17 protein-coding genes and 1 tRNA gene are annotated in these 13723 nt (G+C 29.0%); 11 read left to right on the forward strand and 7 right to left on the reverse strand.

All coding sequences use genetic code 11. From position 1 onward, the window contains the following. The first annotated feature begins 1 nt into the window (after position 1). The 5 genes from FHQ18_RS00390 to FHQ18_RS00410 all read left to right on the forward strand — a co-directional run bounded on the left by FHQ18_RS00390 (position 2) and on the right by FHQ18_RS00410 (position 4416). Positions 2–388, forward strand: a complete 387-nt coding sequence (locus FHQ18_RS00390) for a hypothetical protein (protein WP_149265190.1) — start codon at positions 2–4, stop codon at positions 386–388. Positions 389–613: 225 nt separating this feature from the next. Next, positions 614–916 (forward strand): hypothetical protein, encoded by a 303-nt coding sequence (locus tag FHQ18_RS00395; protein ID WP_149265191.1) that lies wholly within the window; start codon positions 614–616, stop codon positions 914–916. A gap of 36 nt (positions 917–952) precedes the next feature. Continuing rightward, positions 953–2101 (forward strand): hypothetical protein, encoded by a 1149-nt coding sequence (locus FHQ18_RS00400; protein ID WP_149265192.1) that lies wholly within the window; start codon positions 953–955, stop codon positions 2099–2101. Between the two features lie 963 nt (positions 2102–3064). Next, positions 3065–3595 carry a hypothetical protein gene (locus FHQ18_RS00405; RefSeq protein ID WP_149265193.1) on the forward strand — a complete coding sequence of 177 codons (531 nt, stop codon included), beginning with the start codon at positions 3065–3067 and terminating at the stop codon, positions 3593–3595. A 269-nt stretch (positions 3596–3864) separates the two neighbouring features. Further along, on the forward strand, positions 3865–4416 hold the full coding sequence (locus FHQ18_RS00410; RefSeq protein ID WP_149265194.1) for a hypothetical protein: 552 nt from the start codon (positions 3865–3867) through the stop codon (positions 4414–4416). Between the two features lie 7 nt (positions 4417–4423). On the opposite strand, the gene FHQ18_RS00415 is transcribed toward FHQ18_RS00410, so the two are convergent. Beyond that, the gene (locus FHQ18_RS00415) at positions 4424–5446 is read right to left on the reverse strand and encodes a phage integrase (RefSeq protein ID WP_149265195.1); all 1023 of its coding nucleotides are present in this window, start codon (positions 5444–5446) and stop codon (positions 4424–4426) included. A 54-nt stretch (positions 5447–5500) separates the two neighbouring features. Here FHQ18_RS00415 and FHQ18_RS00420 point away from each other — a divergent pair. Then, positions 5501–5592 (forward strand) — tRNA-Ala (locus tag FHQ18_RS00420). 28 nt (positions 5593–5620) lie between these two features. Here the strand turns inward: FHQ18_RS00420 and FHQ18_RS12555 are convergent. The 3 genes from FHQ18_RS12555 to FHQ18_RS12800 all read right to left on the reverse strand — a co-directional run bounded on the left by FHQ18_RS12555 (position 5621) and on the right by FHQ18_RS12800 (position 6449). Further along, the gene (locus FHQ18_RS12555; protein WP_188020300.1) at positions 5621–5773 is read right to left on the reverse strand and encodes a hypothetical protein; all 153 of its coding nucleotides are present in this window, start codon (positions 5771–5773) and stop codon (positions 5621–5623) included. Between the two features lie 62 nt (positions 5774–5835). Continuing rightward, positions 5836–6072, reverse strand: a complete 237-nt coding sequence (locus FHQ18_RS00425) for a hypothetical protein (RefSeq protein WP_149265196.1) — start codon at positions 6070–6072, stop codon at positions 5836–5838. Positions 6073–6317: 245 nt separating this feature from the next. Beyond that, positions 6318–6449, reverse strand: a complete 132-nt coding sequence (locus tag FHQ18_RS12800; protein ID WP_281285433.1) for a hypothetical protein — start codon at positions 6447–6449, stop codon at positions 6318–6320. Between the two features lie 214 nt (positions 6450–6663). On the opposite strand from FHQ18_RS12800, the gene FHQ18_RS00430 reads away from it, so the two are divergent. The 3 genes from FHQ18_RS00430 to FHQ18_RS00440 are packed head-to-tail and all read left to right on the forward strand — an operon-like array spanning position 6664 to position 7998. After that, positions 6664–7239, forward strand: a complete 576-nt coding sequence (locus FHQ18_RS00430; RefSeq protein ID WP_149265197.1) for a hypothetical protein — start codon at positions 6664–6666, stop codon at positions 7237–7239. Between the two features lies 1 nt (position 7240). After that, positions 7241–7579: a hypothetical protein gene (locus FHQ18_RS00435; RefSeq protein ID WP_149265198.1), complete on the forward strand. Its 339-nt coding sequence runs from the start codon at positions 7241–7243 to the stop codon at positions 7577–7579. Beyond that, complete coding sequence (locus FHQ18_RS00440; RefSeq protein WP_149265199.1) at positions 7579–7998, forward strand: protein-export chaperone SecB; 420 nt, start codon at positions 7579–7581, stop codon at positions 7996–7998. Before FHQ18_RS00435 ends, FHQ18_RS00440 begins: the two co-directional genes overlap by 1 nt. 15 nt (positions 7999–8013) lie before the next feature. Here the strand turns inward: FHQ18_RS00440 and FHQ18_RS00445 are convergent, their stop codons facing one another. Both FHQ18_RS00445 and FHQ18_RS12560 read right to left on the reverse strand, forming a co-directional pair. Further along, the gene (locus FHQ18_RS00445) at positions 8014–8802 is read right to left on the reverse strand and encodes a tetratricopeptide repeat protein (protein ID WP_149265200.1); all 789 of its coding nucleotides are present in this window, start codon (positions 8800–8802) and stop codon (positions 8014–8016) included. Between the two features lie 625 nt (positions 8803–9427). Then, positions 9428–9577, reverse strand: a complete 150-nt coding sequence (locus tag FHQ18_RS12560; protein ID WP_188020301.1) for a hypothetical protein — start codon at positions 9575–9577, stop codon at positions 9428–9430. Between the two features lie 98 nt (positions 9578–9675). Here FHQ18_RS12560 and FHQ18_RS00450 point away from each other — a divergent pair, with 98 nt between their 5' ends. Both FHQ18_RS00450 and FHQ18_RS00455 read left to right on the forward strand, forming a co-directional pair. Further along, complete coding sequence (locus tag FHQ18_RS00450; RefSeq protein WP_149265201.1) at positions 9676–10719, forward strand: metallophosphoesterase family protein; 1044 nt, start codon at positions 9676–9678, stop codon at positions 10717–10719. Between the two features lie 225 nt (positions 10720–10944). Beyond that, positions 10945–12459: a B12-binding domain-containing radical SAM protein gene (locus FHQ18_RS00455; protein WP_149265202.1), complete on the forward strand. Its 1515-nt coding sequence runs from the start codon at positions 10945–10947 to the stop codon at positions 12457–12459. Positions 12460–12856: 397 nt separating this feature from the next. On the opposite strand, the gene rarD is transcribed toward FHQ18_RS00455, so the two are convergent. Continuing rightward, positions 12857–13708, reverse strand: a complete 852-nt coding sequence (gene rarD, locus FHQ18_RS00460) for an EamA family transporter RarD (RefSeq protein ID WP_149265203.1) — start codon at positions 13706–13708, stop codon at positions 12857–12859. Between the last annotated feature and the right edge of the window lie 15 nt (positions 13709–13723).

The raw sequence follows: 13723 nt of genomic DNA on the forward strand, positions 1-13723 counted from the left end.
TATGGGGGAGTTAACTAACAAAGTAGTAAAAGAAACAGAGCTTAAGAAAGAATGTAAATATTTTGAGTCCTGTAATGCTCCATTATGCCCGTTACTTTCTGACGATGTCAATTCATTAGGGCTTTGGTATGCTGATGAGGATATTTGTAAGCTTAAAATTAAACAGCCATATTGGGTAAAGAAACAACAAAAGATACAGCACATACATAAACACCAAAAGCCTGTATTCGGTTATTTTAATTTTCAAATGTTAAATCACAGTTTTAGAGTTCAACGTGGCATTATTGGATTAGACCCAGACAAGAACACTGACTCAGAATTGCAAATGTGGTTCAAAAAATACAAGGGTAAATCACGGCTTGAAGCAGTTTCAAAACAAGCGAGTTAGACGTGTTTTTTGAGTCAAAATGAGCGAGTTAAGCGTGTCCAACAGGGGTAAAAAAATTTGACTAAGGGTTTTACCTTAGTCAAGCCCAACCCCCCTAAAAATACCCCTTAACTCGCTTCATTTAACCCCGAAAATGGGCTTAACTCAATTTTAAGGTTGTAACTATTTGATAATTAAGAAGACAATTTTTAGAGAAAGGTTAAATAAACATCGAGGGAGGTTAATATGAAAACAAATAATTCAGCCATTTTGAATCTTGTGAAAGTATTAGGAGTAGCCAATGCGGTTAAAAGTGCTATTGAAAAAATTGCAAGTCAAACTGATGAGTCAAACTTGAAGCAAGTTAGCTCTGATTTAGCCAACTTAATCTATGATGTTGAAAATATGGTTATCCCTCTTGACACACGTGGAACTATAAGCCTTTCAGATTATTATATCCATCAATGTGCTTCCTTAATCAGAAATGCTCTGGTTATCATTAAAGACCTCAACAAAGAGACAGAGTTCTGGTGCTATCTGGGAGAGTAAAACAGCATATATGACAACACCACCACGGGGTATTACATGAAAGAGAACAGGCAAGGATTTTTCAAAGTCAACACAAGAAAATTCTACAAGTTATTTAAGATGGATACTAACGAAATTCTGGCTTATCTTGTGTTTACAGCAGGCACAAGTGATTTGGGGATTGATGGATTACCCAATAACAGGTTTACTGAATGGGGAGCAGAAAGTTTACACAGATATCTAGGATTACCACGAACAGTAGCCAGAAGATGTATCAAAAAACTTTTGGAAAATGACATCATTAGGGAAGTAACTGGAAAATCTGCATATAGTTTTTACACTAAAAAACAATTTGCGGGTAGGCGTCTTTCCCCTACCCGCTACAAGAAGACCAGCAAAGTTTACGATATTTTGCCAATTGGTGAACTTGAAAATGATGAATATATTTACATGCCTAATATGATAATTAATACTTTCAAGCATTTTGTCAATACCCCAAAATACAACATAATCTTTCTGCTCTGTTCATATATCCAAACCAACTGGATGGTGGGAGGAGGGATAGTTAAGTTTTGCTTTAAGAAGTGGATGGAAATACATCCAAGTGAAGGCAGTATTCTCACACAATATACCTGTAGTGATAGTAATACTATCCTATGGAAACATGTCCAAAAAATAACCCAGTATTTACCAGAATATAAAGATTACAGCATAGATGAGTTACAAAAACTTAATACTGACAAAAATATCATTACCACCGAAATCATCTGGAATCCCTTGCAATTTCTAATCAACCATAAACTCATCTATGAGGTGGTTTCTGTTTACGAGTGTGATAATGATGTGTTTGATTTTGATAACGCAGAATGGCTTTATGATTTGTTTGTGCCAAGAAACAAAGGGTTAGAAAATAAATCCAGCCAAGACCCTTGTTTGTATGATATGCTAAAAGAAAAACACGAGGCAGAGGGTTATAATATACCCAAGAAAATACTCTCACTACGTGATTGGGATGACAACGAAGTCTTAACTGTTTACAAACCCTATAACAATATTTGGGTTGTTAGTAATTACAGGCTATTATATAGACCTGATACTGAAGCAGTATACCAAGCTTATAAGAATATGAAATCAAACATAAAATATTACGCTAATTGTGTTCTTAAATGGTTCAAGCCACGCAAAACAGAAGAAGTTGTCTGGTAATTTCAATCCAACAGGGTGGTTGATTAATTTAGCCACCCTGCTTTCTTATCTAACCTGAATTATACCCACTTATATCCCGATATACTAAACATAACCTAAGCTTACTTAAATATATCCCATTTAGGTAAATATTAGGTTTTATATACCCAGTTTTATAATATCCAAGTATAATTAAACTTAGTTATACACTACTTAAGCCAAGTTATAGGCTATTATTTAACTAAGCTTACTTATACCAGAGTATAACAAGAGTATATTACTTAATTTAAGCCAAACTGTTATACTTGGTAATAATTACTCAGTCATACTTAATTTTTAGCCAAGATTATTATATTATCTAAGTTATAACTTAGCTTAGCTTAGCTTAGATTAATATAACTTGGTTTAGTATAGTATAGCTTAGCTATATTTAGCTTAGTATAATATAACTAAGCTTAGATTAATGTGTAATAAGCTTGGTTATCATTTAGTATAATACTTAGTTTAACTAAACTAATACTTAGTAATAGCCAAGATAAAAGAAATAGTTTTGATTGGCTTAAGAAAAATAAAATAAAATAAAATAAAATAAACTAACTATGCTTTATTTTATTATTTTTTATTATTTAAGCCACTTGATATACACTTGATAAGCATTTGATATGCATACTTGATAACACATACTTGAGTTACATACTTGAGAATACATACTTGAAATACATACTTGATATGGTTAAGCCTTTCTTTAACAATACCAAAGTATTAGCCAAAAATTAAAGGTTTATTGTTTTTGGTTGGCTAAGGCTTAATTCTGGGATTGTAAGAGTAAGGGAATCTTAGAGAATTGGTGTGAGAATATACGTTGAAATGATTTTTTAGGTTTACTTGCAAAGAAGTATTCTTATGATAAAATTTAATTGGAAATTAAATTAGTTTCCAAGTAGTGTAAAGTTAAGTAATATAATGTTTAACAGGTGATGCCTAATGTTAAACTTAATTATTTCGTTTATCTTGATTTTGATTACTGTTTTTGTCTTATTAGCTTCCGTTAGATTGTTAATAGAGCCTTATATACAAATCCCCAAAGCTAAATTTATAAGCTTTATCACTTCTCCATTATGGTGTTTATTTTTGTTTGTATTACTTCCTCTTGCACTAAGAGACTTTTCTTTAGGAGATTTAGAGTTTAGTTTTAGTTTCGTAAAAAATTATCTCTTAAGCAATAAAAATATCTTTGATAAGTTATACCCTATACTGGTTATACCAATAAGCGTTTTATGGTTATATATATTGCCGTCTCATATTTGGATTCAAAATAATAAAGAAAAAATTGATAGTAAAATTAAAAATTTTGCGAGGATATTAAATTTTTTTGTAGGAATTCATTATACTGGTTTTGTTGGAAGAATATTTATAAATGAATTGTTTGAGCTTTTTGATATTTTTTTCTTAATAATATATATTCTTGGTTCTCTTACCCATGAAGTAGCCAACAAAGAAAATAATGAAATTTAAACAGTTATCATTGTGTTTAGAAGATAAATATTACCCATAAGTATTCACCAACCTTTTTATCCACCTCGCAAATCTGAGTGGCTTTTTTATATATGCCCCCTCCCCTAAAAATTTTTGATGGGGTGGGTATAGGTAAGATAGTTAACACTGACAGTATTACTGACTACACCATAAAACAAGAATAAAAAAAAATAGCAAGTTTATTTGCAACCTTATAGTTATATGATAAAATTTAATAAGAAGTTAAAAATTTGTTAATGGGAGGGATTATGAAAAAATTATCTAATTTTATTGTAAAATTAGCAAGTTATGTTTTTGTAGCTTATTTTTTAGTATCGTTTTCTATTTTTGCTCCTTTTTATAACTATGAATATGCTAAACAAAATGGATTTATTAAATGGTTACTTTTAGGACAAATTGTTCCAACTATAAAAGCATTAGCTTTTCCTTATTTTGAGTATCAAAGATACTACAATAAACAAATCTCAAAAGAGTTAGATAAAATATTCGGTTCTTTAACATATTATAAAGAAGCAATAAGTTTGCTTATAAACCAGCAAAACATAGAACAAAGCTTATTTAAGTTAAAACAAGCTTACAATATGATTAATCAAGTAAATTTTGAGTTAGCAAAGAAATCTAATTATGATTTTGTAATTGACGTGGAGAAATATTATAAACCAGCCTTAAAAAAATATGTTGAGGGATACGAATCTGGAAATACTTATTTAATAACAGAAGGCGATATACTCTTTAACAAATTTAGAGAAAAACTTTTGAAATATTCAAAACAAGGCAAGTTAGTTATAAAACTTAATTAAATTTAAATTACAGGTTAAAAATACTATTGATACTATCAATAATATTTTTCTTTTGTTGGTTTAAAATATGAGTGTATCTTTGTGTCATCTTAATATCCTTATGCCCAAGAAGTTCTTGAACAGTCCTAAGGTCTTTAGTCATTAATAGGGCATAAGTGCCAAACGTGTGGCGTAAGTCATGAAATCTAAAATCAGCTATACCAGCTCTTTTTAATGCATTGGTAAACCCTTTTTTGATGTCTGTAAATGGCTTTCCTGTTTTAGGGTTATAAAACACATAGCCAAAAGGGGATTTCTCAAGCCTTTTCTTAAATATTCCCGCCAAAGTGTCGTTTATTGGAATGATTTTATAATCATTGTTCTTAGTGTTTTCTGCTTTCTTGGTGATAATCATTAGCTCGAAGTTTATTTCATTTACGTGCAAATCTAATATTTCACGTTTTCTCATACCCGTTAAAATTGCTGTAATTATTATTTCTTTTAGATAACCATCTGTGGCTTTTAATAGCCTGTTCAACTCATCTTTAGAGAGGTATCTCATACGTGGATATTCCTCAAACTTTAGGAAGTGTTGAAATGGGTTTTCTTTAACCAAGCCTTGTTTAATTGCTTTGTTGTAAGCTGATTTGACAAAGTTTAGTTCTCTGTTGATGGTTGCACCAGATACACCTTGAGCTAATCTTAACTGTTGCCATTTGTAGATAAGCTGGGGAGTAATTTTCTTGTTGTTAAAAAACTCAATAAGTTTGGCAAACTGATGTTTGCATGTGTGGTAAGTACTAACCTTGTGGGTTTTCAGGTATTCCAGAAACATGGTTAACACTTCCTTGAAAGATGCTTCTCTTTTTACAGTCTGTTTCTGATACAACCCCAAAGCCACTTGGGCTTTTATCTCTTTTATTTTCTCCGTAGCTTCCTTTCTGGTCATTTTCGATACAGGAAGTAACCAACCCCTGTAACGTTTACCGTGATAAGTGAAATCGTAAAACCAAGTTTCAACACCTTTGTAAAGTCCAACTTTAAGAGCCATAACCAAAACCTCCACTTAGAAAAGTTGACAAAAATCTTGACAAGTTTTGTGGACGGGTTGGTTACTCTTTGGTAATATTGGGATAATGCTGGGAGAGCACTACAATGGCATTGTAGGGGTCGGGGGTTCGACTCCCCTCCGCTCCACTCTATTTTATCCAATAAAATCAATAACTTACAAATTATCAAAATTAAATTCTGACAGTTTTCTGACAATTTTGTTTGAATTAAAAAAGAAATCTGACAATTTTTCTGCTTCTTTGTGATCATTTTCTTTAATAAATTTTGAATACTTTTCAAAAAGTGTTCTCACTCCTGAGTGTCCCATTTGTTTGGCTACAAAATTCGGTGAAATGCCTGCAATTAATGATAATATAGCATACGTATGTCTTATTTGATAAATTTTCTAAATCTTATACCTAATACTTTAAGTGTCGGTCTCCAGATATTTTTAACTATATTCGAAGATTGAGTATAATTAGTTCCCCATTTAGTTAAAAATACAAACTTTGATTTCATAAAAGTGTATTGTTTATGATTAAGTACTATCTTTTGTAATGGTTCTATTATTACGACATCTCTAATACTATCTATAGTTTTAGGTTTAAGTAACTTACCGTCTGTCATACTTTCTTTAACTCTATATATCCAACAATTAAAATCAAAATTTTCCCATTTTCATTGCTAATAACTCACCTGTTCTCATCCCTGTCATGAATCCTACGGCAAAAAAAAAAAAAGCATACATTTCAGGATATTTTTTTGAATATAATCTAAGATCATCAACATTTCTTCTTTTGAAAACGGTTCAATATCAGTTTTTTTTCCTTTAAATTCTTAATTTTAAGCATTATGTTTGAATTTATAATTTCTTAATCAAAAGCATCTTCAAAAATTCTTCTAAAAGGTATTAAGAAATTATTGACTGTTTTAGCTGATCTTCCTTGTTTTATACTCAGAATAAAATCTTCTACATAATACTTTTTTATCTCTATTAAATTCATTTCCCATAAGTTATTCTCTTTTAATCCCTTTATTACTAATCTTAATTGTTTATATTAAGTTAAATACTCATCTTTGTAAATAATTGAAACTATCTGCAAGTAAAACTTGCAATCAAATTTAGACTACTTTGCTTACGCAAAGTTTATTATTTTTTCTTGCAAAAATAAAAATTTTTAATTAACTTTAACATAAAGATTTCAATATAAAATAAAAATGTGTGTACATTATTTAGAAACTATAGGACATCATACGTGTGAAAAAGATGGAACAAAAGAAAAGGTATTAAAAAACGCACCTTTTTTGTCTGAATATAATGAAGATGATAATAAAACTCCTTTTTTAGGAACAGGTTATTACTTTTGGGATAATAATATAGAAATGGCAAGACTCTGGGGGAAATGGCATTATAAAAATGGTTATTATATAATAGAAGCGAAACTTATATTGAAAAAACCTGATTTTTTTGATTTAGTAGGTAATAGAGCCGACATGATATATTTTAGAAAATTAATAAAAATATTAGAAAAAAAATTTAGAGATAAAAAATGGACTGTAGGTAAGGCAATAGAATTTTTAAAGAGATTAAATAATAAATGTAATGGTATATTTCCTTTTAAAGTTATAAGAGCAGTTAACGATAGTGATAGAATAAGGAGATTGAAAAGAGGAAAGGAAAAATATAATTTTTCTAATAAGGATTATATTTTTTTAGATCCTCGAATTATGATTTGCTTTGTAGAAAAAAATGATGATATTATATTAAATAAAAAACTTATCGAGGAGAGATGATATGAGATACAATATGGAAGAAATTTACGAAAAATCACTAAAACTACTAAATGATTTTTTAGATAACACTCCAGAAGATGAATTAATAAAAGAATTAGAAGAAGTAGAAAAACTTAACATAGAAAGCATACCAGTAGATGAATATTTTAATTTATTTGCTGGTAATTTTAAATTTGTTGAAATAGCTGAAGATGAAAATGATGATTGTTTATTTGGTGAAGAAATTACAAATATCAAACTTCATGAAGAAAGTCCAATTATATTTAATTTTAAAGAGGATGAAAAATTAAGTATTCATTATAGTAATATAACTAACAATAAAGGAGATTTAGCAGCATAATGAAAGAACCCAAGAAAACAAAAATAATAAAGCTTAAAGATTTTAAAATTACTGAACTAAACTACAACTATAATATTAATAGTAAACTTAAAGAACTCACTATTGGTTTAAAATATAAAGTTGAATTTAATGAGTCAAGTAATAAAAGATATTCAGTTATATTTCATTTATTAATAGAAAATATAGAGCAGGAATTTGTGTTAGAATGTAAAGCAGTAGCATTATTTGAAACGTCAAAACCAATAGACAAAGACTTTAAAATATCTAATTTTGTACAAACTAACTCTCCTGCGATAGCATTTCCTTTTTTAAGAAGTTTTATTAATACATTTACCACTAATGCTGGAATAAAACCTATTATTTTACCAGCTTTTAATTTTGCTGCTGCAAAAGAAGTTACAAAAGAAGAAAAAGAATAAAATAATTCATTAATTTTATTTTTTAAATAATTTCATTTCCAATTCGTTTACTACACGATATGTATTACATCCTTCTTGAAATTTCAAATCACAAGCCTTACCAAAGTACTCTTTTGCTTTTATTATATATTCTTTTTTTGGTTTTGATGATCTGATAAAGTAATAATATCCTGTAAAATAACATCCAACAGCATTCTTATGATCACAAGCTTTTTTAGAATATTCAATAGCTTTTGAATAGTCCTGTCTTACACCATAACCATTAGCATATAAATCACTTAAAGAAACACAACTATCATAAAAATTATTATCACATGCTTTCTTATAATAATCAAATGCTTTAAAATAATCTTTATTTACACTCAAACCTTTTTCGTAAAATATTCCAAGCTTATGGCAAAATAAAAAATCATCTAATTTACAGGCTTTATCATAATACTTCAAAGCTTTTTTCATATCTTGTTTTACATTTTTCCCAAAAAAATATTTATATCCTAAAAAACCGCACCCCTTACCATAACCTAAATTACAAGATTTTTCTCCAAACTCTAATGCTTTTTTAACATCTTTTTTTACAATTATATTACCTTTTTCATACATCATAGCTAAATTCAAGCATGCATATCCATCACCTTCTTTACAATTTTTTGTATAAGAATCAAAAAACATCTTAGTAACTAACATTAAATTATCTTTATATTTCTTCATATCTATTTCATTTTGATTGGTAGAATTATCATAACTTAATACAGTGTTACTTATTAATAATATAACTAATAAGCTAAAAATACATAATTTTTTCATTAATAACTCCTTGATAGCATAAATGTTAATAAATTATTATATCATTCAAAATAATATTTTCAATTTTACTTTTAATAATAATTAAAAAATTTTAACTTAAAACCTGCTTACAAATTTAAGGATAATTTAAAAATTAAATAAGGTATTAATCACATCATTACTTGATAATCAACAGCCCATAAACCTTTTTTATTTCTTTTTGCTCGTTTAAGTAAATCATCTAATATTTTAGGATATTTAGCTTTCTATAGATACAAGCATATCCGTCTTTTATTATATCAAAATTATAAGATTGACCTGCACCTCTTCTATATACAACTGCAAGACTAAAGAATGTTAATTGTAAATTAAATTTTATTCAAAAAATTCGACAAAATTCATAAAAATTAATCAATTTAAATTAATTATAAAAACGGAATATTTTATTAAGTATCAGATAGTTAATTTGATATTTTAAGTTCGCCTAAATCTATAGTGTTGTTTTTACGATATGGAATGAATTTACCTGAAAAATTGCTATCTCATGTTCTTGGAACAGATATACCTACTAATACTCTCAAAATTGTTTTTAAATCTCTTTTATAAAAAGCATTCCCTTTGTATCCGAATGTTCTTGCAAATAATATTATCTCTCTTCTAACATCATTTCTTCCAAAACTGACTTGATTAATGGCTTTAACAACTCTAAAATATTTATAGAGTGTTTTTCCATAAGAACTTCCTGTATTTTTCTTACAGGCTCACAGGAAGCTCTTTTTATCTCAACTACAAACACAATTAAAGTAACACTACTAGAATTTAAATAAAAAAGATTAAAAAAACTTTTGCAGCGAGAGACATTATAAAAGTTGTAAATAGTTTGTGAGGTAAAAGATGAAACTATTAGAATTCACTGCTTACTATCTTAGTAAAAGAAAATATTTTAGAATTATCCTAATTATATTGGTAATAGGCTTTTGGGGTTGGAGTGAATATGGCGATCTTATCCCTATCAAAGAACATGATCTGAATTTTAAATCATTGCAGGAAATTAAGGCTAGGTATAAAGGTGGAGGTTTTACATTTGCAGTTTTGGGTGATAATAAAAATTCATCTATTTTTAACTATATTATCAATAAGTTGAACCAAGACAAAAAGCTACTCTTTGCTATAATTGGAGGTGATCTTGTTCTTTATCCTACTAAAGAGACTTATCAAGCTTTTTTGAAACAAAGACAGCATATAGAAATTCCAACACTGGTATTACCTGGTAATCATGATGTAGCTTTTCGAAACTGTTATTTTTATCACAAAATTTTTGACAGCTTTTATTATAGTTTCACTTTAGGGGATACAAAATTTATACTGTTAGATAACAGTAATGAAAATAATATTTCTGATGAGCAGTTCTATTGGCTGGAAAATGAACTAAAAAATTCGCAAAACCTTAAATACAGGTTTGTGTTTATGCATGTTCCACTTTGGGACCCTAGGGATTTTGTAGATAGCGGAGTAAAGTTTGCACATGCATTAAAAGACTCTGATTTTGCGAGAAAATTAGAGGATTTATTTATTAAATACAATGTAACAATTCTTTTTGAGTCACACATTCATGGCTATTATGCTTTTGAGAAAAGAGGCTTAAAACACATAATTACTGGTGGTGCTGGAGCTGAATTAAAGGGTACAACTCCTGAAACTAATTTTTATCATTATGTAAGGGTGAATGTAAGTGACAAAGGTGTAAAAACAGAAGTTGTAAAACTTGACAAAACTACAACATTTATAGGACTGGAAAAGTACTGGCACACAGCAAAGCTTTATATTTCAAGATTTGGGAAAATCTATTTCAAACAAATATTGCTGGGATTTTTTATTTTTATCTTACTACTGGATGGACTTTTAGATTACCTTACATACAGAAAGCGTCTTAAATGAAGAATTGATAACTCAAGATAATAAATCTCTGATTAGACCAAAACTATGGCTCAGTGAAAATGTAGATACAATTGATGTTACTCTATGGAAGCTCTTAGGTTATTTTAATTATGATTCTGATATTATTTTCTGCGATTGTGGGTAATTTTATCATACTTTGATAAATTTTTTAAAATTTTTTTTAATTTGATTTGAAATAAAAAAAAATAAGGTGTAAAATGTAATATGAAAGCATTGCTAGTATATCCAGAATATCCAAACACGTTTTGGAGTTTTAAATACGCTTTAGATTTTATTAACAAGAAAGCAAGTCTTCCTCCCCTTGGTTTACTGACAATTGCTTCAATGTTACCTGAAGACTGGTCTCTTAAACTGGTAGATTTAAATGTAAGCAGATTAACCGATGAACATATATTATGGGCTGATCTTGTGATAATCAGTGCAATGTCTATTCAGAAAGATTCAGCCTTAGAAATCATTGATAGGTGTCATAAATATAATGTTAAAGTGGCAGGTGGTGGCCCCCTGTTTACAGTAGAATCTGATAAATTTGATAATGTTGATTACTTGATTTTGGGAGAAGGTGAAATAACTGTTCCTAAGTTTTTGAATGACTTAAAAACTGGTGTCCCCAAAAATGTGTATATGCCGGATGATTATGCTGATATGGTTGATTCACCTGCACCGAAATGGGAAGCACTTGATGATATAAACGCATATGCATCTTTGAGCATTCAGTATTCCAGAGGCTGCCCTTTTAACTGTGATTTCTGCAATGTTACTTCAATGTTGGGAAACAGAGTAAGAACCAAAACAGTAAAACAGGTAATAACCGAGCTTGACAATATGTACAATCTCGGTTGGCGAGGCGGAGTATTTTTTGTGGATGATAATTTTATTGCTCATAAAAAAAGGGTAAAAGATGAGCTTTTGCCGACATTAATTAAATGGATGAAGAAAAGGAAGTATCCTTTTGAGTTTTTCACACAGGTATCAATAAATTTGGCAGACGATGATGAAATGATTGATTTGATGGTACAAGCTGGTTTTGACACTGTTTTTATTGGTATAGAAACACCAAATGAAGCTAGCTTAAATGAAAGTAAGAAATATCAAAATATTAACAGGAATTTAATGGATTCAGTTAGAAAATTGCATAGAAAAGGGCTTCAGGTTCAGGGTGGATTTATTGTTGGTTTTGATAGTGATCCTTTAGATATTTTTGACCGTCAAATTAATTTCATTCAGAAAAGTGGTATTATTACAGCAATGGTTGGGCTTTTGAATGCTCCTCCAGGCACAAAGCTTTATGAAAGATTAAAATCTGAAAACAGACTTTTAGATATATTTGGAGGCAATAATACCGACATTTTTATTAACTTTATACCAAAAATTGATAAGGAAAAACTGGTTGAAGGTTATCTTAAAATTGTGAACACTATTTATTCTCCTAAAAAATTTTATGAACGTTTAAAGACATTTTTAAAGGATTATAATCCACCAGATTTTAGCAATGTAAAGTTTTCATTTAAAAGATTAAAGGCATTTTTTAAGTCATTGTACAAATTAGGAATTTTTGAAAAGGAAAGATATTATTTTTATAAACTGTTATTTTGGGTGTCTCTTAGAAAGTTTAAATGTTTGCCAATGGCTATATATTTATCAATCTGCGGATACCATTTCAGAAAGGTTTTTGAAGAAGTAACAGAGGATTATTTCAATAAAGGTAATAAGTTTTAATAATAACCATAGTTATTTCACCTCTTTGTTTAGTATTTCCTCGAAAATTTATTGTGTTTTCCAATATATATGCTTATAGTTCTTTAGGTGTTTTAGATGAATATTTGCAAAGAATTTCTACAGCTTATTTTTTCAATCTTCCCCCCTCTCCCATCCGGATACTTGCTGTAACTAACTTTTGGTTTATCAGACCATTCTGATTTTTCCGGCTCTTTACGGTCTTCAGGCAATAGTATTCTTCCCTAAAAATACACCCCCCCATTCTCTAAAAACACCTATATTTATATTGAGATAACAATGAATTATTAAAATCTTAAAACACTACTACCGTGCAAAGGTCTTAAAAATTTATAAATATTTTAAGTACATTTTTGCATTAAATCTTTTTTAATATCAGTTATCTTTTTTTATTGGGTTCAAAGATGAAAATGGCAATAGCTATCCATATAAAAAGAAAGCTAATTAAATGAGTGGTTGTAAATGTTTCTTTATATACAAACAGTCCTATGATGAACATTAAAGTGGGACCAATATACTGAAGCATCCCCACTGTTGATAAACGCAACGTCCTGATACCATAAACGTACATAAGCAAAGGTGTCGCAGTAACAAAACCACTAAAAATGAGTAAAGAAGTTATTGTAGTTTTTAAATGAAAAAGATTATGTCCGTACATAACAATATATGCAATGGAAACAGGGGTTAAAATAGCAGTTTCAAGAAACAATCCATTAACTGATTTTACTGAAGATTTCTTACGAAATACTGAATAAAAACTAAAAGTAATTGCAAGACTCACTGCCACATAAGGAAATTTTCCATACTTAATAGTGAGTAATAAGACGGAAACAGTGGCAAACAGAATGGAGATTATTTGTAATTTTGTAAAATCCTCTTTAAAGAATATTCTGCCAAATAAAACACTAACAAGTGGTGTGATATAATATCCTAAGCTGCATTCGATAATTTTATTACTGTTTACTCCCCAAACATAAATAAGCCAGTTTAACGCTAGAAATAAAGCACTATATGCTGAAGTAAGAATAATTTTTTTATCAAATAAATACGTTATCTTTTTTCCTTGTTTAAAAGTAACGTATATTGCAAGCAGGATAAATGTCATGGAAATTCTATAGGCAAGAATTTCCAAGGCAGGTATTTCAATAAGTTTTTTCCAATAAAACGGAAGTATTCCCCAAATTATGAATGCTGAAATTGATGCAAGAAACCCTTTTGTGCGTTCAGTCATCCATGAATATTAAAA

This window comes from Deferribacter autotrophicus (assembly GCF_008362905.1).
GTDB classification, from domain to species: Bacteria; Chrysiogenota; Deferribacteres; order Deferribacterales; family Deferribacteraceae; genus Deferribacter; species Deferribacter autotrophicus.